The 26,566-nt window shown below is 66.0% G+C and carries 19 protein-coding genes; 4 read left to right on the forward strand and 15 right to left on the reverse strand.

Going from position 1 to position 26,566, the window contains the following annotated elements; genetic code table 11:
- Window positions 1-3 precede the first annotated feature (3 nt).
- The 13 genes from rplW to rpsL all read right to left on the reverse strand — a co-directional run bounded on the left by rplW (window position 4) and on the right by rpsL (window position 13,792).
- On the reverse strand, window positions 4-303 hold the full coding sequence (gene rplW, locus AAHA49_RS08205) for a 50S ribosomal protein L23 (protein WP_009379194.1): 300 nt from the start codon (window positions 301-303) through the stop codon (window positions 4-6).
- Window positions 300-953: a 50S ribosomal protein L4 gene (gene rplD, locus AAHA49_RS08210; RefSeq protein WP_009379193.1), complete on the reverse strand. Its 654-nt coding sequence runs from the start codon at window positions 951-953 to the stop codon at window positions 300-302. The genes rplW and rplD overlap by 4 nt, the downstream gene beginning before the upstream one ends.
- 5 nt (window positions 954-958) lie before the next feature.
- The gene (gene rplC / locus AAHA49_RS08215) at window positions 959-1,633 is read right to left on the reverse strand and encodes a 50S ribosomal protein L3 (protein WP_009379192.1); all 675 of its coding nucleotides are present in this window, start codon (window positions 1,631-1,633) and stop codon (window positions 959-961) included.
- Window positions 1,634-1,644: 11 nt separating this feature from the next.
- The gene (rpsJ, locus tag AAHA49_RS08220; protein ID WP_009379191.1) at window positions 1,645-1,953 is read right to left on the reverse strand and encodes a 30S ribosomal protein S10; all 309 of its coding nucleotides are present in this window, start codon (window positions 1,951-1,953) and stop codon (window positions 1,645-1,647) included.
- A gap of 1,092 nt (window positions 1,954-3,045) precedes the next feature.
- Entirely contained in the window at window positions 3,046-4,383 is a 1,338-nt protein-coding gene (locus tag AAHA49_RS08225; RefSeq protein WP_063249170.1) for an ABC transporter ATP-binding protein, read from the reverse strand.
- Between the two features lie 94 nt (window positions 4,384-4,477).
- Window positions 4,478-5,314 (reverse strand): carbohydrate ABC transporter permease, encoded by an 837-nt coding sequence (locus AAHA49_RS08230; RefSeq protein ID WP_009379189.1) that lies wholly within the window; start codon window positions 5,312-5,314, stop codon window positions 4,478-4,480.
- A gap of 2 nt (window positions 5,315-5,316) precedes the next feature.
- Window positions 5,317-6,198, reverse strand: coding sequence for a carbohydrate ABC transporter permease (locus AAHA49_RS08235; protein ID WP_376783115.1), 882 nt, complete (start codon window positions 6,196-6,198; stop codon window positions 5,317-5,319).
- An 8-nt stretch (window positions 6,199-6,206) separates the two neighbouring features.
- Window positions 6,207-7,517, reverse strand: a complete 1,311-nt coding sequence (locus AAHA49_RS08240) for an extracellular solute-binding protein (protein ID WP_009379185.1) — start codon at window positions 7,515-7,517, stop codon at window positions 6,207-6,209.
- 71 nt (window positions 7,518-7,588) lie between these two features.
- The gene (locus AAHA49_RS08245) at window positions 7,589-9,313 is read right to left on the reverse strand and encodes a glycoside hydrolase family 13 protein (RefSeq protein ID WP_063249171.1); all 1,725 of its coding nucleotides are present in this window, start codon (window positions 9,311-9,313) and stop codon (window positions 7,589-7,591) included.
- Window positions 9,314-9,447: 134 nt separating this feature from the next.
- The gene (gene tuf, locus AAHA49_RS08250) at window positions 9,448-10,641 is read right to left on the reverse strand and encodes an elongation factor Tu (RefSeq protein ID WP_009379181.1); all 1,194 of its coding nucleotides are present in this window, start codon (window positions 10,639-10,641) and stop codon (window positions 9,448-9,450) included.
- Window positions 10,642-10,756: 115 nt separating this feature from the next.
- The gene (gene fusA / locus AAHA49_RS08255) at window positions 10,757-12,862 is read right to left on the reverse strand and encodes an elongation factor G (RefSeq protein ID WP_009379179.1); all 2,106 of its coding nucleotides are present in this window, start codon (window positions 12,860-12,862) and stop codon (window positions 10,757-10,759) included.
- An 85-nt stretch (window positions 12,863-12,947) separates the two neighbouring features.
- Entirely contained in the window at window positions 12,948-13,418 is a 471-nt protein-coding gene (gene rpsG, locus AAHA49_RS08260; protein ID WP_009379177.1) for a 30S ribosomal protein S7, read from the reverse strand.
- Complete coding sequence (gene rpsL, locus AAHA49_RS08265; protein WP_009379175.1) at window positions 13,418-13,792, reverse strand: 30S ribosomal protein S12; 375 nt, start codon at window positions 13,790-13,792, stop codon at window positions 13,418-13,420. The genes rpsG and rpsL overlap by 1 nt, the downstream gene beginning before the upstream one ends.
- A 474-nt stretch (window positions 13,793-14,266) precedes the next feature.
- Between rpsL and AAHA49_RS08270 the strand changes: the two genes are divergently transcribed.
- The 4 genes from AAHA49_RS08270 (at window position 14,267) to AAHA49_RS08285 (ending at window position 18,900) form a co-directional block, all read left to right on the forward strand.
- A complete protein-coding gene (locus AAHA49_RS08270) occupies window positions 14,267-14,731 on the forward strand; it encodes a Fur family transcriptional regulator (RefSeq protein WP_269447351.1) in 465 nt (154 codons plus the stop codon).
- A gap of 102 nt (window positions 14,732-14,833) precedes the next feature.
- Window positions 14,834-17,044, forward strand: a complete 2,211-nt coding sequence (katG, locus tag AAHA49_RS08275; protein WP_063249173.1) for a catalase/peroxidase HPI — start codon at window positions 14,834-14,836, stop codon at window positions 17,042-17,044.
- A gap of 150 nt (window positions 17,045-17,194) precedes the next feature.
- Window positions 17,195-17,878 carry a DUF1707 SHOCT-like domain-containing protein gene (locus tag AAHA49_RS08280; protein WP_063249174.1) on the forward strand — a complete coding sequence of 228 codons (684 nt, stop codon included), beginning with the start codon at window positions 17,195-17,197 and terminating at the stop codon, window positions 17,876-17,878.
- Window positions 17,875-18,900, forward strand: coding sequence for a 6-phosphofructokinase (locus tag AAHA49_RS08285; protein WP_009379164.1), 1,026 nt, complete (start codon window positions 17,875-17,877; stop codon window positions 18,898-18,900). The genes AAHA49_RS08280 and AAHA49_RS08285 overlap by 4 nt, the downstream gene beginning before the upstream one ends.
- Before the next feature lie 128 nt (window positions 18,901-19,028).
- On the opposite strand, the gene AAHA49_RS08290 is transcribed toward AAHA49_RS08285, so the two are convergent.
- Window positions 19,029-22,901 carry a DNA-directed RNA polymerase subunit beta' gene (locus tag AAHA49_RS08290; RefSeq protein WP_063249175.1) on the reverse strand — a complete coding sequence of 1,291 codons (3,873 nt, stop codon included), beginning with the start codon at window positions 22,899-22,901 and terminating at the stop codon, window positions 19,029-19,031.
- A gap of 70 nt (window positions 22,902-22,971) precedes the next feature.
- Window positions 22,972-26,451: a DNA-directed RNA polymerase subunit beta gene (gene rpoB / locus AAHA49_RS08295; protein WP_009379160.1), complete on the reverse strand. Its 3,480-nt coding sequence runs from the start codon at window positions 26,449-26,451 to the stop codon at window positions 22,972-22,974.
- Window positions 26,452-26,566 lie beyond the last annotated feature (115 nt).

Here is a 26,566-nt window from a genome sequence, read left to right on the forward strand (position 1 = left end):
CGCTTAGAGCGATCCACCGAAGATGTCGATCGATCCGTCCTTGAGGGCGACGATGGCACGCTTGGTGTCCTTGCGCTTCCCCCAGCCGGTGCGGGTGCGACGGCGCTTGCCCTGACGGTTCAGGGTGTTCACCTTGGCGACCTGCACATCGAAGATCGATTCAATGGCGTTCTTGATCTCGGTCTTGTTCGAGCGCTGATCGACGATGAAGGTGTACTTGCCTTCGTCCATCAGGCTGTAGGTCTTTTCCGAGACGACCGGCGCGATGATGATGTCGCGCGGATCCTTGAAGTTGAGACTCATGATGCGTCCTCCGAATTGCGGTTTCCGCCCAGGAACGCGGCAAGAGCTGCCTCGGTGAACACGATGTCATCGGCGATCAGCACATCGTAGGTGTTGAGCTGATCGGAGGTGAGCACGTGGACGTGGGGCAGGTTGCGCACGCTGAGGTAGGTGACCTCGTCGTCGCGGTCGAGCACCACGAGGGTGTTCTTCCGGTCGGAGAGGCCGGCGAGCGCGAGCTTCGCCTGCTTGGTCGACGGGGCGTCGCCGGTGATGAGGTTCTTCACGACGAAGACCTGATCGAGGCGTGCGCGGTCGGAGAGGGCACCGCGCAGGGCGGCGGCCTTCATCTTCTTCGGCGTCCGCTGCGAGTAGTCGCGCGGCACCGGACCGTGCACGATTCCACCGCCGTTGTACTGGGGAGCGCGGATCGAACCCTGACGGGCGTTGCCGGTTCCCTTCTGACGGTAGGGCTTGCGACCGCCGCCGCGAACTTCGGAGCGGGTCTTGGTCTTGTGCGTGCCCTGACGGGCAGCAGCGAGCTGCGCGACGACGACCTGGTGGATGAGCGGCACGTTCGTCTGCACGCCGAAGACCTCGGCAGGCAGGTCGACCGAGCCGGTCTTCGCACCGGTGGCATCGACGACGTCGACTGTCTTGACATCAGACATATCGTTCAGGCCTCCTTCGCGGCCGAGCGAACGAGAACGACGGCGCCCTTGGGGCCGGGAACGGCGCCCTTGATGAGCAGGAAGTTGTTCTCGGGGTCCACGGCGTGGATCGTGAGGTTCTGGGTGGTGTGCTTGACGGCACCCATGCGGCCGGCCATGCGCATGCCCTTGAACACGCGACCCGGCGTAGCCGCTCCACCGATCGAACCGGGCTTGCGGTGGTTGCGGTGAGCACCGTGCGAGGCGCCGACACCGGCGAAGCCGTGGCGCTTCATGACACCGGCGGTGCCCTTGCCCTTGGTCTTCGCGGTGACGTCGACCTTGACTCCGGCCTCGAACGTGTCGACACCGAGCTCCTGGCCGAGCGAGTACTCGCCGGCGTCAGCGGTGCGCAGCTCGACGAGGTGGCGACGCGGGGTCACGCCGGCCTTCTCGAAGTGACCTGCGGTCGGCTTGTTGACCTTGCGCGGGTCGATCTCGCCGAATGCGATCTGCACGGCGGGGTAACCATCGGTCTCCTCGTCGCGGATCTGGGTGACAACGTTGTTTCCGGTGGCCACAACGGTCACCGGCACGAGCTTGTTCTGCTCATCCCACACCTGGGTCATGCCCAGCTTGGTACCCAGAAGGCCCTTGACCTTGCGGGTGGTCGGGAGAGCTGAGGAACGAGTGTTCGCCATTTTTCCCTCCCTTAGAGCTTGATCTCGATGTTGACGTCGTCAGCGAGGTCGAGACGCATGAGCGAATCGACTGCCTTCGGCGTCGGATCGACGATGTCGATCAGACGCTTGTGCGTGCGCATCTCGAAGTGCTCACGGCTGTCCTTGTACTTGTGCGGCGAACGGATGACGCAGTACACGTTCTTCTCCGTCGGCAACGGCACGGGGCCCACAACAGTCGCACCAGCGCGAGTGACGGTGTCCACGATCTTGCGTGCAGCACTGTCGATCACAGCGTGGTCGTACGACTTGAGCCGGATGCGGATCTTCTGTCCCGCCATGGCGTCGTCTCTTTCTTCAGTTCCTTCCGGCCATCAACCATCACCCGAGAATGCTCGGGCGTGGTCTGTGCCGGCTGACTATGACCGGCCCCCGCGGTCGGGCGTGTCGGCTGTTCCTTGCGGAGAAATCCTTCGATTTCCTCGCGCGGTCCGACGGCGCTTCTACTCATTGGCTGCTCGGTCCGAACCCGCAGTGAAGCAGATTCATCGATCCGATAGTGTTCCGGGCTGTTCGCGGCCGAAGGCCGCAGTGCAGGGGTCAACACCCGAAACGCAACCTGACCATCTTGTCACAGTCCCGGTATCCCGCGCAATTCCGGGCTTCTCGCTTGTGAGAGAAGTCTCAGCGAACCACTCCGGCTCCCCGCCGCCGACCCCTCACGAGTGAGAAGGGTCTCAGCCCCGAACTTCTTCCGTCCCGAAGAGCGCAGCTCGCGCCCGACTGACTCACCAGTCCGCGATGCCTCCGTCGGGGTTCTTTCGGCCCGAAGTCGCGTCTGTGGTCGAAGAACCGTGGACTCGCAAGCTCACCGTCCCGTTAGTGGTCGAAGAACCGAGGACTCACAAGCTCACCGTCCCGTTAGTGGTCGAAGAACCGAGGACTCACAAGCTCACCGTCCCGTGAGTGGTCGCAAAACCGAGGTAAATACGCCGAAATCGCCGATTCTCCTCGGTTTAACGACCACAAACGGGGTGGTTCGGCGGCTGCCCCTGCTCGAGGCGCTCGTCTTCCACCCGTCATGTCCGCCCCGCCGAGGTGGTCGTCCTCCACCGCACGAGCCGCCCCGCCGAGGCGGCCTCGACCTCTAACCGCAGCGATGACGACGCTTCTCAGGGCGGCAACAGCGCGTTAGTGGTCGAAGAACCGTGGACCCGCAAGCTCACCGTCCCGTTAGTGGTCGCAGAACCGTGGAAAATGCGCCCAGATCGCCGATTCGCCTCGGTTTATCGACCACACACGGGTTGGTTCGGCGGCTGCACCTGCTCGAAGCGGTCGTCCTCCACCCGTACAAGCCGCCCCGCCGAGGCGGCCTTCCCTCACGCAACCGGAGTCGTTCTCATGCTTCGGCGGCGGTGGTGAACTGAGTGGGGCTATGCCTCGGTGGCGGACTGAGTCTGACCGTTCTGCTGAACCTCGCCGTCGGCCCGGATCCCGCCGTTGCGCTGCGACTGCCCGTTCCCGTTCTGCTGGGCCTTGGCACGGTCGAGCGCGCGCTTCCGGGCGGCCTCCGATTCGGCTGCCAGACGCTTCGCGTTCTCCGGGTCGCGGGTGAGGTTCTCCCCCGTCTCGGGGTCGAAGACCATGACCTTGGCCGGGTCGAACCAGAGGTCGACGGTGTCACCCTCCTGGACATTCGTCGCCGGATCGAGGACGGCGACGACCTGAGTGCGCGCGCCTTCGCCGTCGAGGTCCCGGTCGAGCTCTTCGAGGGCCTCGCGCACGGCGGGCGCCGCTTCGAAGGGCAGGTAGGCGTAGACCTCGTTGCCCAGCCATTCGGTGACGTCGACCTCGGCGCTGAGCAGGGCGCCGCGTCCGCGGCGCTCCTCGTCGATCGTCGCCGCATCGTGGAAGTCCTCGGGTCGGATGCCGGCGACGAGGTACTGGGGTGCGTCGCGCAGCTTCTCCCGCTCGCCCTCGGGCAGGGTGAAGACGCCGAAGGGCGAGCGCAGCTCACCGTCGACGTTCTCCACCGGCAGGAAGTTCATCGGCGGGGAGCCGATGAAGCCGGCGACGAAGAGGTTGACCGGCTCGTCGTAGAGCTCCTGCGGACTGGCGTACTGCTGGAGGACGCCCTTCTTGAGCACGGCGACCTTGTCCCCGAGCGTCATCGCCTCGGTCTGGTCGTGGGTGACGTAGACGGTCGTCACCGCGAGGTTGCGCTGCATCCGCGCGATCTCCGTGCGCATCTGGATCCGCAGCTTCGCATCGAGGTTCGACAGCGGCTCGTCGAAGAGGAAGGCCTTCGCATCGCGGACGATCGCCCGCCCCATCGCCACGCGCTGACGCTGACCGCCGGAGAGGTTTGCAGGCTTGCGGTCGAGGTGGTCGCCGAGTTCGAGGAGCTTCGCCGCCCGCGACACCCGCTCGTCGATCTCCTGCCTGCTGTACTGGCCCTTGGCGAGGATGAGCGGGAACGCGATGTTCTCGGCCACGGTGAGGTGCGGATAGAGGGCGTAGTTCTGGAACACCATCGCCAGGTCCCGCTCCCGGGGTGCGGAGTCGTTGACCCGTTCGGAGTCGATGCGGAGGTCCCCCTCGGTGATGTCCTCGAGGCCGACGATCATCCGCAGAAGCGTCGACTTGCCCGAACCGGAGGGCCCGACAAGGATGACGAACTCGCCCTCGGCGATGTCGAGGCTGACGTCGTTGATCGCCGGGAATCCGTCGCCGTAGCGCTTGACGATGTTGCGCAGTTCGATCACTGACATGGTCGTGTGCTCCGTATCTGTGCGGTCACGATCCGCGGGTCCGCAGAGTGCTGCTCTGCGCTCCCGCGACCGGTGGCTGTGGCTGCTGGGCTGATCATCCCTTCACCGCTCCCGAGGTCAGGCCGGAGACGATCTGGCGCTGGAAGAGGAGGACGATGATGATGATCGGAATGGTGACGATGATGGCGGCCGCGGAGATCGCCCCCGCCGGCTCTTCGAACTGGCTGGCTCCGGTGAAGAACGAGAGTGCCGCCGGCACCGGGCGCGCCGCCGAGGTGGAGGTCAGGGAGATGCCGTAGACGAAGTCGTTCCAGGCGATGAAGAAGGCGATGATCGCGGTGGTGAACACGCCGGGCGCGGCCAAGGGCACGATGACCTTGCGGAACGCCTGGAAGCTCGTCGCCCCGTCGACCTGTGCCGCCTGCTCGAGCTCCCACGGGATCTGCCGGAAGAACGCCGCAAGCGTCCAGATCGAGATCGGAAGGGTGAGCGAGAGGTAGGGGATGATCAGGCCCGCCCACGTGTCGTAGAGCCCGATCGCCGACCAGATCCGGAACAGCGGGGTGACGAGGGAGATGACGGGGAAGATCGAGACCGCGAGCGCCATGGTGAGGATGAACTTCTTGCCGGGGAAGTCGAGCCGGGCAACCGCGTATGCCGTCAGGGTGGCGAGCACCACGGCGATGACGGTGGCGATGAGGCAGATGCCGATCGAATTCACGAGCGCCGGGAGGAAGAGGTCCTTGGCCGCACCCGTGAAGATGAGCTCGTAGTTCGACCAGTCGATCGCCGTGGGCCAGAACCGCTTGTTCGCGATGTCCCCGGGCGACTTGAGCGACAGGGAGACGATCCACAGCACCGGGAACAGTGCGTAGACGGCGACGATGAGGCTGATGACGATCCACCAGACTGTGTGCTTGCGACCCGACATCGTCACTCTCCCCTCGCCTGGGCCAAGTCGACCTTGAAGACCTTGATGAAGATGAAGCAGATGAGGGCGACGCTGAGGAAGAGGAGGACCGAGAGCGCCGAACCCATTCCCAGCTGGAGCTGGCCGATCGACTGGTTGTACGTGAGGAAGGAGACCGTCGCCGTGTTCTGGGCGCCGGCGGTCATGACGAAGACCGAGTCGAAGACGCGGAAGGCGTCGAGGGTGCGGAAGAGGAGGGCGACCATGATCGCAGCCTTCATGTTCGGGATGATCACCTTCGACATCCGCTGCCACCAGGAGGCGCCGTCGACGGTCGCCGCCTCGAGCATGTCGCCGGGGATCTGCGCGAGGCCGGAGAGCAGGAGGAGCGAGATGAACGGCGTCGTCTTCCAGATCTCGGCCGCGCAGATGACGAGGAACGCCGACCAGAAGTCGCCGAACCAGTCGAACTCGGGCATCGAGAGCCACGTCCCGACGAAGCCTGTGCCGAGGTCGAAGGCGTACTTCCACGAGAAGGCGGCGACGACGGTGATGATGCCGTAGGGAATGAGGATCGCGGTGCGCACCCACGGGCGCACTGCTTTGAGTGCATTGAGCATGACGAGGGCGAGTGCGAACCCGAGGACGAGTTCGACGGCGACCGTGACCACGGTGAGCAGCAGAGTCACCCCGACCGTCTGCCACCACAGCGGATCGGTGAGGATGACGATGTAGTTCTGCCCCCAGTTGACGAAGCGGTTGTCCGGGTCCGTCATCCGGTAGTTGAAGAACGAGAAGTAGACGGCCTGGAGGATGGGATAACCGGTGACGGCGAGGAGGATGATGACCGCGGGGGCCGAGAGCATCCAGCCCAGCCGCGTCTCCCCTCGCTGCCGGTTCGACACACGTGCCTTCACAGCAGCCTCTCCCCTCGGAGGATCTCGAGGATGAACTCCTGAGATCGTGCCGGCGTCGACTCGGGGTCGACGCTGCCCGGCGGATGCCAGGACTTCTGGATGCCGCCTGTCACCTCGTTGTAGTACGGGGTGAGCGGGCGGGCTGCCGAGATCTTCAACGACTCGGCGACGGTGTCGGCGACGGGGAACTCCTTCTGGACCTCAGGGTCGTCGAAGGCGGCGAGGTTCGAGGGAGCATTGCCGTCGGTGAGGAAGTACTCCGCCTGCTTCTCCGGCTGCCTGATGCACGCGACGGCCTCGTAGGCGAGGTCGGGGTTCTCGGAGAACGCGCCGACGCCGAGGTTGATCCCACCCAACGGCGGTCGCGCCTCCTGGGATTCGTCGACCCGGGGGTAGATCGTCCAGCCGATGTCGTCGAGCACCGCCTGGTCGAGGCTTCCCTCGTCGACGGCGGCCTTCGTCGCCGGGTAGATGAAGGGCCAGTTGACCATGAACCCGCCGTCGTCGGACTGGAACTCGAGCATCGAGGCATTCTCGTCGAGGTTGGACAGCTGAGGTCCGCCGACACCGGTGGAGCCGATCTTGGACATGATCTCCGCGGCGCTCCTGCCCGCCTCGGAGTCGATGCCGAGCTTGACCTCGTCGGCGCCGTCGGAGTCGGGGTTCGTCACGATCGATCCGCCGGCGGATTCGATCATCGCATTGATCCACACGGTCAGGGACTCGGCCCGAATGCCCTGGACGCCGACGCGCTTGTCCTGCTCCGCGGCGGCGTCGATGATCTGGTCCCAGGTGACCGGCTGGGACATGTCGAGGCCCGCCGCCTCGGCGACGGACTTCCGATACCACAGCAGCTGCGTGTTCGCCCAGAACGGGGTCGCGACGAGTTCGTCCTGGCGAGTCGAGGACTCGACGGAGGACGGGATGACGCCTTCGGTGAACTCGTTCACGTACTTCTCGGGAACCGGGGTGAGGTAGTCGGCGTTGGCCATCTCGGCGACGTAGACCGGGTCGAGGCTCATGATGTCGATCGAGGAGTCCTGCGAGGCGAGGCGGCGGATGAGCTGCTCTCGCTGGCTGGGAGCGTCGTTGGGCAGCAGGCTCGTCGAGATCCGGTACTTCCCGTCCGCCTCTGCAGTGCACTGTTCGGCGATCTTCGCCTGTCCCCCGTTGTCGGGGTTGATGTACCACGTCAGCGTCGGTGTCGATGTTCCGCTCGCACAGCCGGTGATCCCGACGAGTCCGAGCAGGGCGAACGCGGCCAGGCCCGTTCGCCAGGGCCGGAGCTTCCTTGCCGTATGCCTCATTGCCTACCTGCCAGTCTGCGACGTTGCCGGTGGCACTGCCACCTGGATCACACATTACCTCAAGTCGGCACTCATGCCAGTGGCACCCACACTGCGCTCTCGCCCGACAGCGTCCCCTCGTCCCATGCGGCAGGTCCGCTTGCGGCCAGGGTCGGCCGCCCGACCGCCTCGGGCAGGGCGATCGGCACCTCCGAGAGGTTCGCGGCCACGAGCACCACGGCGGTCTCCGTCGTCACGGTGAAGGCGAGGAGTCCCCGCCGCGGATCGTGGAGGGGGTGCCACGCGAACGCTCCCCGACCCATCCCGAGCTCCCGGCGGGTCCGGAGCAGTCCCCGGTAGAGGTGGAGCTGGGACTCGGGGTCGTCGTTCTGGATGTCATGGGCGAGGACGGAGTGGCCCTCGGGCTGGGGAAGCCACGTCTCCTCCCCCGCCGGCGTGCCGAAACCCAGATGCGGCGCCGAGGCGGACCACGGGTACGGGGTGCGGGCCCCGTCACGGCCGAGTTCGGCTCCGCGGCTGCGCGCATAGACCGGGTCGCGCCGCGCCGAGGCGGGCAGATGCGTGTGCTCGGGCAGCCCGAGTTCGTCACCCTGGTAGATGTAGGCCGATCCCGGCAGTCCCAGTTCGATGAGCGCCATCGCCGAGGCGCGACGACGTCCCAGCGTGAGATCCGGCTGCGGGTCGTCGGGTCCGATGCCCCGCTGGTGGGGCGGAGGTTCGGCGACCCCGAAGCGGCTGGGGTGGCGGACGGTGTCGTGGTTCGAGAGCACCCAGGTCGGTGCCGCGCCGACCTCAGCGGCCGCGGCGAAGGTGTCCTCGATCGCACGGGCGAGACCGGGAGCATCCCAGCCGGCCATGAGGAACGTGAAGTTGAAGGCCTGATCCATCTCATCGGCGCGGACGTAGCGGAAGAGACGCTCGAGGGGTTCGACCCACGCCTCGGCGACGAGGATCCTCTCCCCCGGGTACGCGTCGAGGATCCTCCTCCACTCACGGTAGATCTCGTGCACCCCGTCCTGGTCGAAGAACGGCGAGGCGGCCGTCGGCGAGGACGCGGGCACCGGCTCGCCCGAGGCTCCGAGCGCGGGGACATGGTCGGGCAGCCCCACGGCCTTGACGAGTCCGTGGGCGACGTCGACGCGGAAGCCGTCGACGCCGCGGTCGAGCCAGAAGCGCAGGATATCGGTGAACTCCTCGTGCACGGCCGGGTTCGACCAGTCGAGGTCGGGCTGGGTCGGGTCGAAGATGTGGAGGTACCAGTCGTCGCTGCCGGGCAGGCGGGTCCAGGCGGGGCCACCGAAGACCGAGGTCCAGTTGTTCGGCGGGGCGTCCCCACCCTCTCGGCCGGGACGGATGACGTAGAGATCGCGGGCGGGGTCCCCCGCCTCGGCGGTCAGGGCCGCTTGGAACCACGGATGCGTCGACGAGGTGTGGTTGGGCACGAGGTCGACGATGACGCGGATGCCTGCGCCGTGGGCGCGAACGACGAGCTCGTCGAAGTCCTCAAGGCTGCCGAAGAGCGGGTCGACGTCGACGTAGTCGGCGACGTCGTAGCCGGCGTCGTTCTGCGGTGAGGGGTAGAAGGGCGAGAGCCAGATCGCGTCGACCCCGAGGTCGACGATGTGCGAGAGACGATCGAGAATGCCCCGCAGATCCCCGACTCCGTCGCCGTCTCCGTCGGCGAACGACCGGGGGTAGATCTGGTAGATGACGGCGTCGTCGGACCACCTCGGCGAGGGCGGGACCGAAGGCTGGGGCCTGCCGTGCTCCTGCGGCCTCGCTGCATCTGTCGTCATGGGTCTCCTCACGGGATCGAAGTCCGACGTCTCCAGGATAGACGCGACAGGGGCCGCAATCCCTGTACGGGATTGCGGCCCCTGAACTGCTTCAGACCGGGGTCCGAAGGCTGAGTTCACTCAGACGAGTCAGATCACTCGATGATCTTGGTGACTCGACCGGCGCCGACGGTGCGTCCACCTTCGCGGATGGCGAAGCGGAGGCCCTCCTCCATGGCGATCGGCTGGATGAGCTCGACCGACATGTCGGTGTTGTCGCCGGGCATGACCATCTCGGTGCCCTCGGGCAGCGTGATGACGCCGGTGACGTCCGTGGTCCGGAAGTAGAACTGCGGACGGTAGTTCGAGTAGAACGGGTTGTGACGGCCGCCCTCGTCCTTGCTCAGGATGTAGACCTGGGCCTCGAACTTGGTGTGCGGGGTGATCGAACCCGGCTTGACGATGACCTGACCGCGCTCGACGTCTTCGCGCTTGGTGCCGCGGAGAAGCAGACCGACGTTCTCACCTGCACGGGCGTCCGGCAGGGTCTTGCGGAACATCTCGATGGCCGTGACCGTGGTCTTCGAGGACTTCGGCTTGATGCCGACGATCTCGATCTCCTCGTTGGGGAGGAGGACGCCGCGCTCGACACGACCGGTGACGACGGTTCCACGACCGGTGATCGTGAAGACGTCCTCGACGGGCATGAGGAACGGCTTGTCGACGTCGCGCTCCGGCTCGGGAACGAAGTCGTCGACCTGGTCCATGAGCTCTTCGACGGTCTTGACCCACTTCTCGTCGCCCTCGAGGGCCTTGAGAGCGGAGACCTGGACGACGGGAGCGTTGTCCCCGTCGAACTCCTGGCTGGAGAGGAGGTCGCGGACCTCGAACTCGACGAGCTCGAGGAGCTCTTCGTCTTCGACCATGTCGGACTTGTTGAGAGCCACGACGATGTAGGGCACACCCACCTGACGCGCGAGCAGGACGTGCTCACGGGTCTGCGGCATCGGACCGTCGGTGGCGGCGACGACGAGGATCGCGCCGTCCATCTGAGCAGCACCGGTGATCATGTTCTTGATGTAGTCGGCGTGACCCGGGGCATCGACGTGAGCGTAGTGACGCTTCTCGGTCTGGTACTCAACGTGCGAGACGTTGATGGTGATGCCGCGCTCCTTCTCCTCAGGTGCGTTGTCCACCTGGTCGAAGGCACGTGCCTCGTTGAGATCGGGGTACTTGTCCGCCAGGACCTTGGTGATCGCAGCGGTCAAGGTGGTCTTTCCGTGGTCAACGTGGCCGATGGTGCCGATGTTGACGTGCGGCTTAGTCCTATCGAAACTAGCCTTTGCCACTGGGTTCCTCCTCGTGGTTGGCAAAAGATATGCGGTTCATATCTTAGACCTTTGTTGGTTATCTTTCATTCCGGTGATGTTGTTCTACATCACCTTGGCGATGAGCCTTAGGAGATCACTCTCCGCCGCGCACCTTCTGGATGATCTCGTCGGCAACAGCCTTCGGGACCTCCGCGTAGCTGGAGAACTGCATCGAGTACACCGCACGGCCCTGGGTCTTCGACCGCAGGTCGCCGATGTAGCCGAACATCTCCGAGAGCGGGACCATCGCGCGGACGACCTTCACGCCGGAAGCGTCGTCCATCGACTGGATCTGGCCACGCCGAGAGTTGAGGTCGCCGATGACGTCACCCATGTACTCCTCAGGGGTGCGCACCTCGACTTCCATGACCGGCTCGAGCAGAACCGGGTTCGCCTTCCGGACGGCCTCCTTGAGGACCATCGAACCGGCGATCTTGAACGCCATCTCCGAGGAGTCGACGTCGTGGTAGGCACCATCGACCAGGGTGGCCTTGATGCCGACCAGCGGGTAGCCGGCGAGGACACCGAGCTGCATGGCGTCCTGGATGCCCGCGTCGACGCTCGGAATGTACTCGCGCGGCACGCGGCCGCCCGTGATGGCATTCTCGAACTCGTAGATCGTGTCGCCGTCGACCTCGAGAGGCTCGAAGGTGACCTGGACCTTCGCGAACTGTCCCGATCCACCCGTCTGCTTCTTGTGGGTGTAGTCGTACTTCTCGACGGCCCGACGGATCGTCTCGCGGTACGCGACCTGCGGCTTGCCGACGTTCGCCTCGACCTTGAACTCGCGACGCATGCGGTCGACGAGGATGTCGAGGTGGAGTTCGCCCATACCGCGGATGACGGTCTGACCGGTCTCCGCGTCGAGCTCGACCTGGTAGGTCGGGTCTTCCTTGACGAACTTCTGGATGGCAGCCGAGAGCTTCTCCTGGTCGCCCTTCGTCTTGGGCTCGATGGCCACGGAGATGACGGGCTCGGGGAAGGTCATCGACTCGAGCGCGATCGGGTGTGCCGGATCGCACAGGGTGTCACCGGTGGTGGTGTCCTTGAGGCCGATGAACGCGTAGATGTGACCCGCGATCGCCTCTTCGACCGGGTTCTCCTTGTTGGAGTGCATCTGGAAGAGCTTTCCGACGCGCTCCTTCTTCCCGCTCGTGGCGTTGAGGACCTGCTCACCCGACTTCACCTGTCCCGAGTACACGCGGACGTAGGTCAGCGCACCGAAGAACGGGTGCGTGGCGACCTTGAACGCGAGCGCCGAGAACGGCTCCTTGACGTCGGGCTTGCGGACGATCTCCTCTTCCTCGTTGCTCGGGTTGTGTCCGATCATCGGAGGCACGTCGAGCGGCGAGGGGAGGTAGTCGAGGACCGCGTTGAGCATGGGCTGGACGCCCTTGTTCTTGTACGCGGAACCGCACATGACCGGGAAGGCCTCGGAGTTGATGACGAGAGAGCGGATGCCGGCCTTGATCTCCTCGATGGAGACCTCTTCGCCCTCGAGGTACTTCTCCATGAGCTCCTCAGAGCTCTCGGCGACGTCCTCGACGAGCTGGGCGCGGTATTCCTCGGCCTTGTCCTTGAGATCCGCGGGGATCTCGATCTCGGTCATGTCCTGACCCTTCTTGGACTCGTCAGGCCAGATGTAGGCCTTCATCTCAAGGAGGTCGACGATGCCCTCGAACTCGGACTCGGCGCCGATCGGCAGCTGGATGACGAGCGGCTTCGCACCGAGGCGGTCCTTGATGGTCTGCACGGTGAAGTAGAAGTCCGCACCGAGCTTGTCCATCTTGTTGACGAAGCACACGCGCGGAACGTTGTACTTGTCGGCCTGACGCCACACGGTCTCGGACTGCGGCTCAACGCCTTCCTTGCCGTCGAACACGGCGACGGCGCCGTCGAGGACGCGGAGCGAGCGCTCCACCTCGACGGTGAAGTCGACGTGCCCGGGGGTGTCGATGATGTTGATCTGGTAGTCGTGCCAGTAGCAGGTCGTCGCGGCCGACGTGATCGTGATGCCGCGCTCCTGCTCCTGCTCCATCCAGTCCATCGTCGAGGCTCCGTCGTGGGTCTCGCCGATCTTGTAGTTCACACCGGTGTAGAACAGGATGCGTTCGGTCGTGGTGGTCTTACCGGCATCGATGTGGGCCATGATGCCGATGTTGCGGACCTTGTTCAGGTCGGTGAGCACGTCAAGTGCCACGGTGTCTCTCTCTCAATCGATGACTTGATCGACTCCCCCGTCCCCGGTCGGTCCGGAGCGGACCGACCGGGGACGGGGGCGACGATTACCAGCGGTAGTGGGCGAAGGCCTTGTTGGACTCGGCCATCTTGTGGGTGTCCTCACGGCGCTTGACTGCGGCACCGAGGCCGTTGCCGGCGTCGAGGATCTCATTCATGAGGCGCTCGGTCATCGTCTTCTCGCGACGCTGGCGGGCGTAGCCGACGAGCCAGCGCAACGCGAGGGTGGTCGAACGAGCAGGACGGACATCGACCGGAACCTGGTAGGTCGCACCGCCGACACGGCGGGAGCGGACCTCGAGGGACGGACGGATGTTGTCGAGGGCCTTCTTGAGGTTGGCGACGGGGTCGTTGCCGTTCTTCTCACGAGTTCCCTCGAGGGCACCGTAGACGATGCGCTCGGCCGTCGACCGCTTGCCGTCGAGCAGGATCTTGTTGATCAGCTGCGTGACGAGCGGCGAGTTGAAGACCGGGTCGATGACGATCGGTCGCTTGGGTGCGGGACCTTTGCGCGGCATTACTTCTTCTCCCTCTTCGCTCCGTACTTGCTGCGGGCCTGCTGACGGCCCTTGACACCCTGGGTGTCGAGGGAACCGCGCACGATCCGGTAGCGCACACCCGGGAGGTCCTTGACACGGCCGCCGCGGACGAGCACGATCGAGTGCTCCTGCAGGTTGTGTCCCTCGCCGGGGATGTACGCGGTCACTTCGATCTGGCTCGAGAGCTTGACACGAGCGACCTTGCGAAGAGCCGAGTTCGGCTTCTTGGGGGTCGTGGTGTACACACGGGTGCACACGCCGCGACGCTGAGGGCTGCCCTTGAGGGCAGGGGCGTCGGACCCTGCGGACTTGTTATGCCGTCCTTTGCGGACGAGCTGCTGGATTGTCGGCACTAAGCGTTCTCCATTGCTTCTCGATGAACCTAATTCCCACATCGGTCGCGCATGCGCGTCTGTGAACCGTGGGACATATCCGACTGAACACCGGGTGAAGCTTGACTCCCGATGCCAGTATCCGCGCGATGCCACGCACCCTGCGGTCGGGAGTGTCGCAAGGACACGCACGCGCAGAGGCCCGCGGTTTCGGCGGCCTGCGCCGGTCGCACTCACACTGGTCCCAGGCCTCACAGAACACCTGGCATGATCGTCCGACGACGCAGATAACACAATCAGTCGCATCCCAGAATATCGCGTGCGCGAGCCTCTGGTCAAAACCACCGGCACCCTGCCGGAACGGGAGCGCGAGGGCCTCCGCCCCGGCGAGACCGGGGTCACACGGCCCTCCGGCCCGGCAACCACCTCGGCGAGGAGGCACGGCTGAGGACCCGCTTCCTTGACTCATTCAAGAAAACGGGGCAGGGTGAAGGTGTGTCAGAGGAAGAACGCGTGCACGCCGAGGACTATTCCGCGACCCTGCGGAGCAGTTCCCTGCGCGTGACGAAGCAGAGGGTCGCGGTGCTGGCGGCGGTGGACACCCACCCCCATGCCGACACCGAGACCGTCATCCGATCCGTCAGGGAGAGCCTGCCGGACGTCTCCCATCAGGCCGTCTACGATTCGCTGCACACGCTCACCGCGGTCGGCCTCGTCCGGAGCATCCAGCCGTCCGGGTCCGTGGCCAGGTACGAGCGGCGCATCGGCGACAACCACCATCACCTCGTCTGCCGGTCGTGCGGTCTCATCGTCGATGTCGACTGCACAGTCGGCCGGGCGCCCTGTCTGAGTCCGTCGCACGATCACGGATTCGCAGTCGACCAGGCCGAGGTGACGTTCTGGGGACTCTGCCCCGACTGCCGCAGCGGCAGTGAGGGACCGAGCGACCAGGGAGACTGAGCAACGCACCTCTGTCGCGTGAACCGGCGCAGACGCCTGCGGGCAACCGCTGCCGAGGACCACAGCTGAGCCGCGCTGCGGCTCGAACCCGAAAGGAACCCCATGTCCGAAACCTCCACCACGGGCGGCTGCCCGGTCGTCCACGGCGACTCGACGGCAACCGCGACCACCGAGCCCGGGTCCCTGACCTCTCCGATGCAGGGCGACGCCAACTCCCACTGGTGGCCCAACCGCCTCAACCTCAAGATCCTCGCGAAGAACCAGCCGGCCCGCGACCCGATGGATGAGGACTTCGACTACGCGGCCGAGTTCAACAGCCTCGACTACTTCGCTCTCAAGGCCGACCTCGCGGAGATGCAGCGCACGAGCGAGGATTGGTGGCCCGCCGACTTCGGCAACTACGGCCCGTTCATGATCCGCATGGCCTGGCACTCGGCGGGCACCTACCGCGTCCAGGACGGTCGCGGCGGCGGCGGTGAGGGCCAGCAGCGCTTCGCCCCGCTCAACTCGTGGCCCGACAACGTCGGACTCGACAAGGCCCGGCGTCTGCTGTGGCCGCTGAAGAAGAAGTACGGCAAGAAGATCTCCTGGGCCGACCTCTTCATCCTCGCGGGCAACGTCGCCCTCGAGCAGATGGGCTTCAAGACCTTCGGCTTCGCCGGCGGACGCAAGGACGTCTGGGAGCCGGACAACGACGTCTACTGGGGCTCGGAGACCGAATGGCTGGGCACCGACAAGCGCTACGCGGGCAACCGCGAGCTGCAGAAGCCGCTGGCGGCGACGACGATGGGCCTCATCTACGTCAACCCGGAAGGCCCTGAGGGCGAGCCCGACCCGCTCAAGGCCGCTGCCGACATCCGCGACACCTTCGGTCGGATGGCGATGAACGACGAGGAGACCGTCGCCCTCATCGCCGGCGGTCACACCTTCGGCAAGACCCACGGCGCCGGCCCCGAGAGCCACAAGGGCGCCGACCCCGAGGGCGCCCCGCTCGAGCAGCAGGGTCTGGGCTGGAAGTCCGACTTCGGCACCGGGCACGGCAATGACTCGATCGGCAGCGGCATCGAGGTCACGTGGACCTACCATCCGACCCGCTGGGACAACGAGTTCTTCCACATCCTCTTCGCCTACGAGTGGGAGAAGTTCGAGAACGAGGGCGGCCACATCCAGTGGCGTCCGATCGACGGCGGCGGCGACGACATGGTCCCGATGGCCCAGGGTGAGGGACGCCGGGAGCCGCGCATGCTCACCACCGACCTCTCCCTGCGCTTCGACCCCGCCTACGAGAAGATCTCGCGCCGCTTCAAGGACGACCAGGCCGCCTTCGAGGACGCGTTCGCCCGGGCCTGGTTCAAGCTCACCCACCGTGACATGGGCCCGGCCACCCGGTACCTCGGACCCGAGGTTCCCACCGAGGAGCTCATCTGGCAGGACCCGATCCCGGCCGGCACCCCTCTCAACGACGGTGAGCTCGAGCTCGTCAAGGCCTCGATCCGCAACTCGGGTCTGAGCGTGTCCCAGCTCGTCTCGACGACGTGGGCCGCCGCCTCCTCGCACCGCGTCTCCGACATGCGCGGCGGCGTCAACGGCGGGCGCCTGCGCCTCGAACCGCAGCGTGACTGGACCGCGAACGAGCCCGCGAAGCTCGCCGAGGTGATCGGCGTCCTCGAGGGCATCGCCGACCAGACCGGCGCCTCCTTCGCCGACGTCGTCGCGATCGCCGGTGCCGTGGGCGTCGAGACCGCCGCCGCCGCGGCCGGCCACGACATCACCGTCCCGGTCTCGACCGGTCGCGGGGACGCCTCGCAGGAGCAGACCGACATCGAGTCGTTCTCCTACCTCGAGCCCACCCACGACGGCTTCCGCAACTACCTCACCCCGGATCTGCCCCTGGCCGCGGAGTTCCTCCTGCTCGACCAGGCGAGCCTGCTCGGGCTCACCCCGTCCGAGCTCACCGTCCTCATCGGCGGCCTGCGCGTCCTCGGGGCGAACTACGAGGACTCCGAGCTCGGCGTCTTCACCGACCGCAAGGAGCAGCTGACGAACGACTTCTTCGTCAACCTCCTCGAGCTCGGCAACACGTGGAAGGCCGTCGGCGATTCGGCGACGACGAACCTCTACGAGAACTACTCCCCCGATGGTGAGAAGCTGTGGTCGGGCAGCCGCGTCGACCTGCTCTTCGGTGCGAACTCCGAGCTGCGTGCGATCGCCGAGGTCTACGCCTCCGACGATGCGCAGGAGAAGTTCGTCACCGACTTCGTCCGTGCCTGGACGAAGGTCGTCGAAGCCGACCGCTACGACCTGAAGCGCTGAGCCGACCCCTCGCCGAGGCGGTGGCACGGACCCCGCGCCACCGCCTCGGCGAGGGCACGGTTCCGCACCGCACGGGCGGTGCCCCAACCAAGGGCACCGCCCGTGTGCTGTCCCCGGTCGACGGGTGTGGTCCCCGCTACACTGGTGACCATGTCCGACGAACAGCCAGAGCTCCCCTCCCGTCCGCGGATCCGCGCCTCTGACAAGGACCGCGACGCCGTGCTCGCCGTCATCACCGACGCCGTCTCGAACGGTCGCCTCGACCCCGAGGAGACCGCTGAGCGGCAGGACGAGGCGATCGCGGCGAAGTACCTCGACGAACTCATGCCGCTCATCGTCGACCTTCCCGAGGGCAACGACCTCCACCGATCGCTCGAGGCGCAGACGGGCGGAACGTCCCCCGGATCGCAGATCGTCCCCGGCAACCGACCCGCACCGCTGTCGCCGCTCGCCGCACCCGGCACCTCGGCGCCGGTGAACTCCGTGGCGATCATGTCCGGGCGCGAGATCGACGTGCCCGCCGGCACCGCCGAGGTGACGACGTACGCGCTCATGGGCGGGGACAACATCGACCTCTGCGAGGTGATGGGCCCCGGCGTCACCGTCGAGCTCCACTCCTTCGCGATGTGGGGCGGCAACGACATCTACGTCCCGCCGGGTGTGCGGATCAAGGACGAGACGATCAACATCATGGCCGGCAACGAGGTCCGCCAGTCGGCCCGCGGAGACGGATCGAACGGAACGCTCGTGCTCAAGGGCATGTCGCTCATGGCCGGCCACGACATCCACCTGGCGAAGGGCTACCGAGGAAAGGACCAGGGACAGCTGACATGAGAATCGGGATCCTCACCTCCGGCGGCGACAGCCCCGGACTCAACGCCGTCATCCGCGGCATCGTCCGCAAGGGCATCCGCTCCCACGGCTCCTCGTTCGTCGGGATCAGGGACGGCTGGCGGGGACTCCTCGAGGACGACGTGTTCGAGATGTCGATGCTCGATGTCCGCGGCCTGTCCGGACGCGGCGGCACGATCCTCGGCACCTCCCGCACTCACCCCTACGAGGACGGCGGTCCGGCACGGATGCGCGAGGTGATGGCCGCCCACGACATCGATGCGATCGTCGCGATCGGCGGCGAGGGGACGCTTTCGGGTGCCTCGCGACTCGTCGAGGAGGAGGGGCTCAACATCGTCGGGGTGCCGAAGACGATCGACAACGACCTCGACAACACCGACTACACGTTCGGCTTCGACACCGCCCAGTCGATTGCCACCGAGGCGATCGACCGGCTGCGCACGACCGCTGAGTCGCACCACCGGTGCATGGTCATCGAGGTGATGGGCCGCAACGTCGGCTGGATCGCGCTGCACTCGGGTATGGCCGGCGGCGCGCACGCGATCCTCATGCCCGAGTTCCCCGTCTCGATGGACCAGATCGGGCAGTGGGTAACCTCGGCGAGGGACCGCGGTCGCGCCCCGATCGTCGTCGTCGCCGAAGGCTTCGTGCCCGAGGGCCTCGACGAGCAGATCGCCGACCGCGGTCTCGACAGCAGGGGCCGGGCCCGGCTCGGCGGCATCGCGAACTACCTCGCACCCCTCATCGAGGAGACCACGGGCATCGAGACCCGCGCGACGATCCTCGGACACCTGCAGCGCGGCGGCTCCCCCACCGCGTATGACCGGGTGCTCTCGACCCGGCTCGGCATGGCCGCAGCCGACCTCGCCCACGACGAGCAGTGGGGGAAGATGGCGAGCCTCAAGGGCACCGACATCGTCGCCGTCGAGATGGCCTCGGCCGTCGACAGCCTCAAGACGGTGCCGCTCGACCGCTGGGAAGAGGCGCAGGTTCTCTTCGGGTAGCCGCGATCCGCGCGGAAGGCGTCGCAACCGCGCGAGCGGCGGCCCAAGCGCTGAATGCACGAGGGGCACCCACCGTGTCGGTGGGTGCCCCTCTGCCGTTCAGACCTCAGGCGGTCTGGAACTCAGACTCAGCTGAAGGCGCCGTAGTCGTAGTCCTCGAGCGGGATCGCGGAGCCGGAGTCGGCGCCGATGCCCGCGTAGAAGTCACCGTAGCTGTTGGTGAACATCTCGGCCTTCGCCTCCTCCGTCGGCTCCACAACGATGTTGCGGTGCGTCTGGAGGCCGGTGCCGGCCGGGATGAGCTTACCGAGGATGACGTTCTCCTTGAGCCCCATGAGCGTGTCCGACTTGCCTTCCATCGCGGCCTCGGTGAGGACGCGCGTGGTCTCCTGGAAGGACGCAGCCGAGAGCCACGACTCGGTGGCCAGCGAGGCCTTCGTGATGCCCATGAGCTCGTCACGGGCCGAAGCCGGCTGTCCGCCTTCGGCGACGACGCGACGGTTCTCCGCCTGGTAGCGGCCGCGGTCGACGAGCTCGCCGGGCAGCAGGTTGGTGTCGCCCGACTCGATGACGGTCACGCGACGCAGCATCTGCCGCACGATGACCTCGATGTGCTTGTCGTGAATCCCCACGCCCTGCGAGCGGTACACCTTCTGCACCTGCTCGACGAGGAAGCGCTCGGCCTCACGGCGACCGCGGATGCGCAGCACCTGCTTCGGATCGACAGCACCGACGACGAGCTGCTCGCCCGCCTTGACGTGCTGGCCGTCCTCGACGAGGAGGCGGGCGCGCTTGGAGACTGCGTGCTCGATCTCCTCGCCGCCGTCATCGGGGGTGATGACGACGAAGCGGGTCTTGCGGCTGTCGTCGATCTTCGCCCGACCGGTCGCCTCGGCGATGGGGGCGAAGCCCTTCGGGGTGCGGGCCTCGAAGAGCTCGGTGACACGGGGCAGACCCTGGGTGATGTCACCCGAGGACGCCGCCACACCACCGGTGTGGAAGGTGCGCATCGTCAGCTGCGTGCCGGGCTCGCCGATCGACTGGGCAGCGACCGTGCCGATCGCCTCGCCGATGTCGACGAGCTTGCCGGTGGCCATCGAACGACCGTAGTGCATCGCCGAGATCTGCGTGTCCGAATCCGCGGTGAGCACGGAGTAGACCTTGAGCTCTTCGATGCCGGCGGCCACGAGGGTGTCGACGACCTCAGCGGTGACGTCCGTCTTCGCCGGGACGATGACATTGCCGTCGGCGTCGGTGACGTCGGAGACCGTGAGACGGCCGTAGACGCTGGTCTCGACGAACTCGTGCGGAACGAGGTTGCCGTCGTGGTCGCGCTCGGCCACGGGCAGGGTGATGCCCTTGGTCGAATCGGTCTCCGCGGTGCGGATGATGACGTCCTGCGAGACGTCGACGAGTCGACGCGTGAGGTAACCGGAGTCGGCGGTACGCAGCGCCGTGTCCGCGAGGCCCTTGCGGGCGCCGTGGGAGGCGATGAAGTACTCGAGCACCGAGAGTCCCTCACGGTAGTTCGACGTGATCGGACGCGGGATGATCTCACCCTTCGGGTTCGTCACCAGACCGCGCATACCGGCGAGCTGACGGACCTGCATCCAGTTGCCGGACGCACCCGAGTCGACAAGGCGGAGCACGGAGTTCTCCTCCGGGAAGTTCGTCCGCATCACCTGGTCGACCTTCTCGGTGGTCTCGGTCCACAGCTTGACGAGCTCGTTGCGGCGCTCGTCGTCGGTGAGCGCACCGAGTTCGTACTGCTGCTGGACCTTCGTGTCGAGCGCCTCGGCGTTGTCGAGGATCTCCGTCTTCGCCTCGGGCGAGACGATGTCCGACATCGCCACGGTGATGCCCGAACGAGTCGCCCAGTGGAAGCCGCCGGACTTGAAGTTGTCGAGCGTGTGCGCGACCTCGACCTTCGGGTACTCCTCGGCGAGGTGGTTGACGATCCGGCTCAGCGCCTTCTTGTCGATCGTCGAGTTGACGAACGTGTAGTCGGCGGGCAGGTACTCGTTGAACAGCGCACGGCCCAGCGTCGTGGTGACGTCGAGCGGCATGCCCGGCTCCCAGCCCTCGGGAACCTCGAGGTCCGCACCCGGAACGACGTTCTCGAGGCGGATGGTCACGACCGAACCGAGGTCGAGCTCGCCGTGGTCGAAGGCCATGATGGCCTCGCCGAGGCTGGAGAACGACCGGCCCTCGCCGGCGAGTCCCTTGCGCTCCGAGGTGAGGTGGTAGAGGCCGATGATCATGTCCTGCGAGGGCATGGTCACGGGCTTGCCGTCGGAGGGCTTGAGGATGTTGTTCGCCGAGAGCATGAGGATGCGGGCCTCAGCCTGCGCCTCGGGGCTCAGCGGCAGGTGGACAGCCATCTGGTCACCGTCGAAGTCGGCGTTGAAGGCCGAGCACACGAGGGGGTGGAGCTGGATGGCCTTACCCTCGATGAGCTGCGGTTCGAACGCCTGGATGCCGAGGCGGTGCAGCGTCGGTGCACGGTTGAGCAGCACCGGGTGCTCGGTGATGACCTCTTCGAGGACGTCCCACACCTGCGGGTGCTGACGCTCGACCATCCGCTTGGCCGACTTGATGTTCTGCGCATGGTTGAGATCGACCAGGCGCTTCATCACGAACGGCTTGAACAGCTCCAGGGCCATGGTCTTGGGCAGACCGGCCTGGTGGAGGCTGAGCTGCGGACCGACGACGATGACCGAACGGCCCGAGTAGTCGACGCGCTTGCCGAGCAGGTTCTGACGGAACCGGCCCTGCTTGCCCTTGAGCATGTCGGAGAGCGACTTGAGCGGGCGGTTGCCCGGTCCGGTCACAGGACGTCCGCGACGGCCGTTGTCGAACAGCGAGTCGACGGCCTCCTGGAGCATCCGCTTCTCGTTGTTGACGATGATCTCGGGGGCACCGAGGTCGAGGAGCCGCTTGAGGCGGTTGTTGCGGTTGATCACACGACGGTAGAGGTCATTGAGATCCGAGGTCGCGAAGCGACCGCCGTCGAGCTGGACCATCGGGCGCAGCTCGGGCGGGATCACCGGGACGACGTCGAGGACCATGCCCTCGGGGTTGTTGTCCGTGGTGAGGAACGCGTTGACGACCTTGAGGCGCTTGAGCGCGCGGGTCTTGCGCTGTCCCTTGCCGGTGTTGATCAGCTCGCGCAGCTTCTCGGCTTCGGCCTCGAGGTCGAAGTCGAGGAGGCGCTTCTGGATCGCCTCGGCGCCCATGGCACCGGTGAAGTAGAGGCCGAAGCGGGCGAACATCTCGCGGTAGAGGCTCTCATCGCCCTCGAGGTCGTTGACCTTGAGGTTCTTGAACCTGTCCCACACCTGCTCAAGACGGTCGATCTCGCGATCGGCGTTCTTGCGCAGCTTGTCCATCTCCTTGTCGGCGACATCGCGCAGCTTCTTCTTCGCCTGGGCGGAGCCGCCCTCGGCCTCGAGCGCTGCGAGATCCTCTTCGAGCTTCTTGGCGCGACGGTCGATGTCAGCGTCGCGGCGGTCGCCGATCTGCTGCTTCTCGACGTCGATCTTGTTCTGCAGGCTCGGCAGATCCCGGTGACGGGACTCCTCGTCGACAGAGGTGATCATGTACGCGGCGAAGTAGATGACCTTTTCGAGGTCCTTCGGCGCGAGGTCGAGCAGGTAGCCCAAGCGCGAGGGGACGCCCTTGAAGTACCAGATGTGGGTCACGGGAGCGGCGAGCTCGATGTGGCCCATGCGCTCACGGCGCACCTTGGCACGGGTCACCTCGACGCCGCAGCGTTCGCAGATGATGCCCTTGAAGCGGACGCGCTTGTACTTTCCGCAGGCGCACTCCCAGTCACGGGTGGGACCGAAGATCTTCTCGCAGAAGAGTCCGTCCTTCTCCGGCTTGAGGGTGCGGTAGTTGATGGTCTCAGGCTTCTTCACCTCGCCGTGGGACCAGCCGCGGATGTCATCCGCGGTGGCGAGACCGATCCTCAGCTCATCAAAGAAATTGACGTCAGGCACGTAAATCCTCTTTCCTGGCGATGGACTCGTGGTCCATCAGAAATTCTTGTGTCGGTTGGAGTGGAAGTGCTCAGACTTCTTCGACGGTCTGGGCTTCGCGGTAGGACAGGTCGATGCCGAGCTCTTCGGCTGCGCGGTAGACCTCGTCCTCCGAGTCGCGCATCTCGACCTGGCCACCGTCGGAAGACAGGACTTCGACGTTGAGGCACAGGGACTGCATCTCCTTGATGAGGACCTTGAACGACTCGGGGATTCCCGGGTCGGGCAGGTTCTCACCCTTGACGATGGCTTCGTAGACCTTGACGCGGCCCGGGATGTCATCGGACTTGATCGTCAGCAGCTCCTGGAGCGTGTACGCAGCGCCGTAGGCCTCGAGGGCCCAGACTTCCATCTCACCGAAGCGCTGACCGCCGAACTGCGCCTTACCACCGAGCGGCTGCTGGGTGATCATCGAGTACGGGCCGGTCGACCGCGCGTGGATCTTGTCGTCGACGAGGTGGTGGAGCTTGAGCATGTACATGTAGCCGACCGAGATCGGGTACGGGAACGGCTCACCAGAGCGACCGTCGAACAGCTGGGCCTTGCCCGAGGAGTCGATGAGTCGGTCTCCGTCGCGGTTCGGGGTCGTGGCGTCGAGCAGTCCGCGCAGCTCCTGCTCGTGGGCACCGTCGAAGACCGGGGTGGCCAGGTTGGTGCCGGCCTCGGCTTCGCGGGCGAGCTGCGGAAGCTCCTCGGCCCACTCGGGGTTGCCCTCGATCTTCCAGCCCTGCTTCGAGATCCAACCGAGGTGGATCTCGAAGACCTGGCCGATGTTCATACGGCGGGGCACACCGTGCGGGTTGAGGATGACGTCGACGGGGGTGCCGTCGGCGAGGAACGGCATGTCCTCGACCGGCAGGATCGTCGAGATGACGCCCTTGTTGCCGTGACGGCCGGCCATCTTGTCACCGATCGTGATCTTGCGTCGCTGGGCGACGTAGACGCGGACCATCTGGTTGACGCCCGGCGAGAGCTCGTCGTCGTCCTCACGGTCGAAGACGCGCACGCCGATGACGGTGCCGATCTCGCCGTGGGGCACGCGCAGCGAGGTGTCGCGGACCTCACGGGACTTCTCACCGAAGATCGCCCGGAGCAGACGCTCCTCCGGGGTCAGCTCGGTCTCACCCTTCGGGGTGACCTTGCCGACGAGGATGTCGCCGTCGGTGACCTCGGCGCCGATGCGGATGATGCCGCGATCGTCGAGGTCGGCCAGGGCGTCGGGCGAGATGTTCGGGATGTCCCGGGTGATCTCCTCGGCACCGAGCTTCGTGTCGCGGGCGTCGACCTCGTGCTCCTCGATGTGGATCGAGGAGAGGACGTCGTCCTGGACGAGGCGCTGCGAGAGGATGATCGCGTCCTCGAAGTTGTAGCCCTCCCACGACATGAACGCGACGAGGAGGTTCTTGCCGAGAGCCATCTCGCCGTTCTCCGTCGACGGTCCGTCGGCGAGCACAGCACCGGCCTCGACGCGGTCGCCCTCGTCGACGATGATGCGCTGGTTGTAGGACGTGCCGTGGTTCGAGCGCTTGAACTTCGCTGCCCGGTAGGTCTGCATCGTGCCGTCGTCGGCGAGGACGGTGACGAAGTCAGCCGAGACCTCGGTGACGACGCCCGCCTTCTCCGCGACGATGACGTCGCCGGCGTCGACGGCCGCACGGTACTCCATGCCGGTGCCCACGACGGGGGCCTCGGACATGACCAGCGGCACAGCCTGACGCTGCATGTTCGCACCCATGAGGGCGCGGTTCGCGTCGTCGTGCTCGAGGAACGGGATGAGCGCCGAGGCGACGGACACCATCTGACGTGCGGAGACGTCCATGAAGTCGATCTGGTCGCGGAGCACCAGCTCGGCTTCGCCGCCGCCGCCCTTCGGGCGGGCGAGGACCTCTTCCTCGGCGAAGCGCTGATCGTCGGTCAGCGGGGCGTTCGCCTGCGCGATGTTGTAGTCGAGCTCGTCATCCGCGGTGAGGTACTCGGTCTCGTCCGTGACGACGCCGTCGACGACCTTGCGGTACGGGGTCTCGATGAAGCCGAACGGGTTGATCCGGGCGTAGGACGCGAGCGAACCGATGAGACCGATGTTCGGACCCTCGGGGGTCTCGATCGGGCACATGCGGCCGTAGTGCGACGGGTGGACGTCTCGGACCTCCATCGCCGCGCGGTCGCGCGAGAGGCCGCCGGGTCCCAGCGCCGAGAGGCGGCGCTTGTGGGTCAGACCCGCGAGCGGGTTGTTCTGATCCATGAACTGCGACAGCTGCGAGGTTCCGAAGAACTCCTTGATCGCGGCGACGACGGGACGGATGTTGATGAGCGTCTGCGGCGTGATCGCCTCGACGTCCTGGGTGGTCATGCGCTCGCGCACGACGCGCTCCATGCGGGAGAGGCCCGTGCGGACCTGGTTCTCGATGAGCTCGCCGACGGCGCGGATGCGGCGGTTGCCGAAGTGATCGATGTCGTCGAGCTTGACGCGCACCTCGATCTCCTCGCCGTCGCGCTCACCCTTCGTCGTCTCGACTCCGGCGTGGAGGGAGACGAGGTAGCGGATGGTCGCGGCGATGTCGTCGACCGAGAGCACCGAGTCCGACAGCGGGGCGTCGACGCCGAGCTTCCGGTTGACCTTGTAGCGGCCGACCTTGGCCAGGTCGTAGCGCTTGGGGTTGAAGTAGAGGTTGTTGAGCAGATTGCGCGCAGCCTCGGCGGTCGCGGGCTCGGCCGGACGCAGCTTCTTGTAGATGTCGAGCAGCGCCTCCTCCTGCGTGGAGACGGTGTCCTTCGCGAGCGTCTCGCGGATGGACTCGAACTCGCCGAACTCCTCGAGGATCTTCGACTCGGTCCAGCCGAGGGCCTTGAGCAGGACGGTGACGGACTGCTTGCGCTTGCGGTCGAGGCGGACGCCGACCTGGTCGCGCTTGTCGACCTCGAACTCGAGCCAGGCGCCGCGGGAGGGGATGATCTTCGCTGAGAAGATGTCCTTGTCCGTGGTCTTGTCGACGCTCGACTCGAAGTAGGCGCCGGGCGAGCGGACGAGCTGGGAGACGACGACGCGCTCTGTGCCGTTGACGATGAACGTGCCCTTGTCGGTCATGAGCGGGAAGTCGCCCATGAAGACCGTCTGGGACTTGATCTCACCGGTGTTGTTGTTCATGAACTCGGCGGTGACGTAGAGCGGCGCCGAGTAGGTCATGTCGCGTTCCTTGCACTCGTCGATCGAGTACTTGGGAGCTTCGAACCTGTGCTCGCGGAACGACAGCGACATCGATCCGCCGAAGTCCTCGATCGGCGAGATCTCTTCGAAGATGTCCTCGAGACCTGAGGTGGTCGCGACGGAGTCGTCTCCGATCTCGATGGCTTCGGCGACGCGGTCCTGCCACGCTTCCGAGCCGATGAGCCAGTCGAAGCTGTCGGTCTGGAGGCCGAGCAGGTCGGGAACCTCGAGGGGTTCGCGGATCTTCGCGAACGAGATTCTCTTGGGGGGGTTAGCGGTCCTGGTGTTGTCGTTGGCGGCGGCCAATGGGATCCTTCCGAGTGCTTCACCAATTGATGCGTCGCGACCCCACCCTCACACCGGTCGTCTGGCTCCGGGAGTGTCGATTTCGACACCGGGCGACAACGTGGTTGACTGGAGT

The organism is Brevibacterium ammoniilyticum (genome assembly GCF_038429965.1).
Taxonomy (GTDB): Bacteria; Actinomycetota; Actinomycetes; order Actinomycetales; family Brevibacteriaceae; genus Brevibacterium; species Brevibacterium ammoniilyticum.

Coding starts and splice junctions, on each gene's coding strand:
- rpsJ (WP_009379191.1), bottom strand. CDS start 1,953: ATGGCGGGACAGAAGATCCGCATCCGGCTCAAGTCGTACGACCACGCT.
- AAHA49_RS08245 (WP_063249171.1), bottom strand. CDS start 9,313: ATGACGACAGATGCAGCGAGGCCGCAGGAGCACGGCAGGCCCCAGCCT.
- AAHA49_RS08230 (WP_009379189.1), bottom strand. CDS start 5,314: ATGTCGGGTCGCAAGCACACAGTCTGGTGGATCGTCATCAGCCTCATC.
- katG (WP_063249173.1), top strand. CDS start 14,834: ATGTCCGAAACCTCCACCACGGGCGGCTGCCCGGTCGTCCACGGCGAC.
- rplW (WP_009379194.1), bottom strand. CDS start 303: ATGAGTCTCAACTTCAAGGATCCGCGCGACATCATCATCGCGCCGGTC.
- rplD (WP_009379193.1), bottom strand. CDS start 953: ATGTCTGATGTCAAGACAGTCGACGTCGTCGATGCCACCGGTGCGAAG.
- AAHA49_RS08225 (WP_063249170.1), bottom strand. CDS start 4,383: ATGTCAGTGATCGAACTGCGCAACATCGTCAAGCGCTACGGCGACGGA.
- AAHA49_RS08280 (WP_063249174.1), top strand. CDS start 17,195: ATGTCCGACGAACAGCCAGAGCTCCCCTCCCGTCCGCGGATCCGCGCC.
- rpsG (WP_009379177.1), bottom strand. CDS start 13,418: ATGCCGCGCAAAGGTCCCGCACCCAAGCGACCGATCGTCATCGACCCG.
- AAHA49_RS08240 (WP_009379185.1), bottom strand. CDS start 7,517: ATGAGGCATACGGCAAGGAAGCTCCGGCCCTGGCGAACGGGCCTGGCC.
- rplC (WP_009379192.1), bottom strand. CDS start 1,633: ATGGCGAACACTCGTTCCTCAGCTCTCCCGACCACCCGCAAGGTCAAG.
- AAHA49_RS08285 (WP_009379164.1), top strand. CDS start 17,875: ATGAGAATCGGGATCCTCACCTCCGGCGGCGACAGCCCCGGACTCAAC.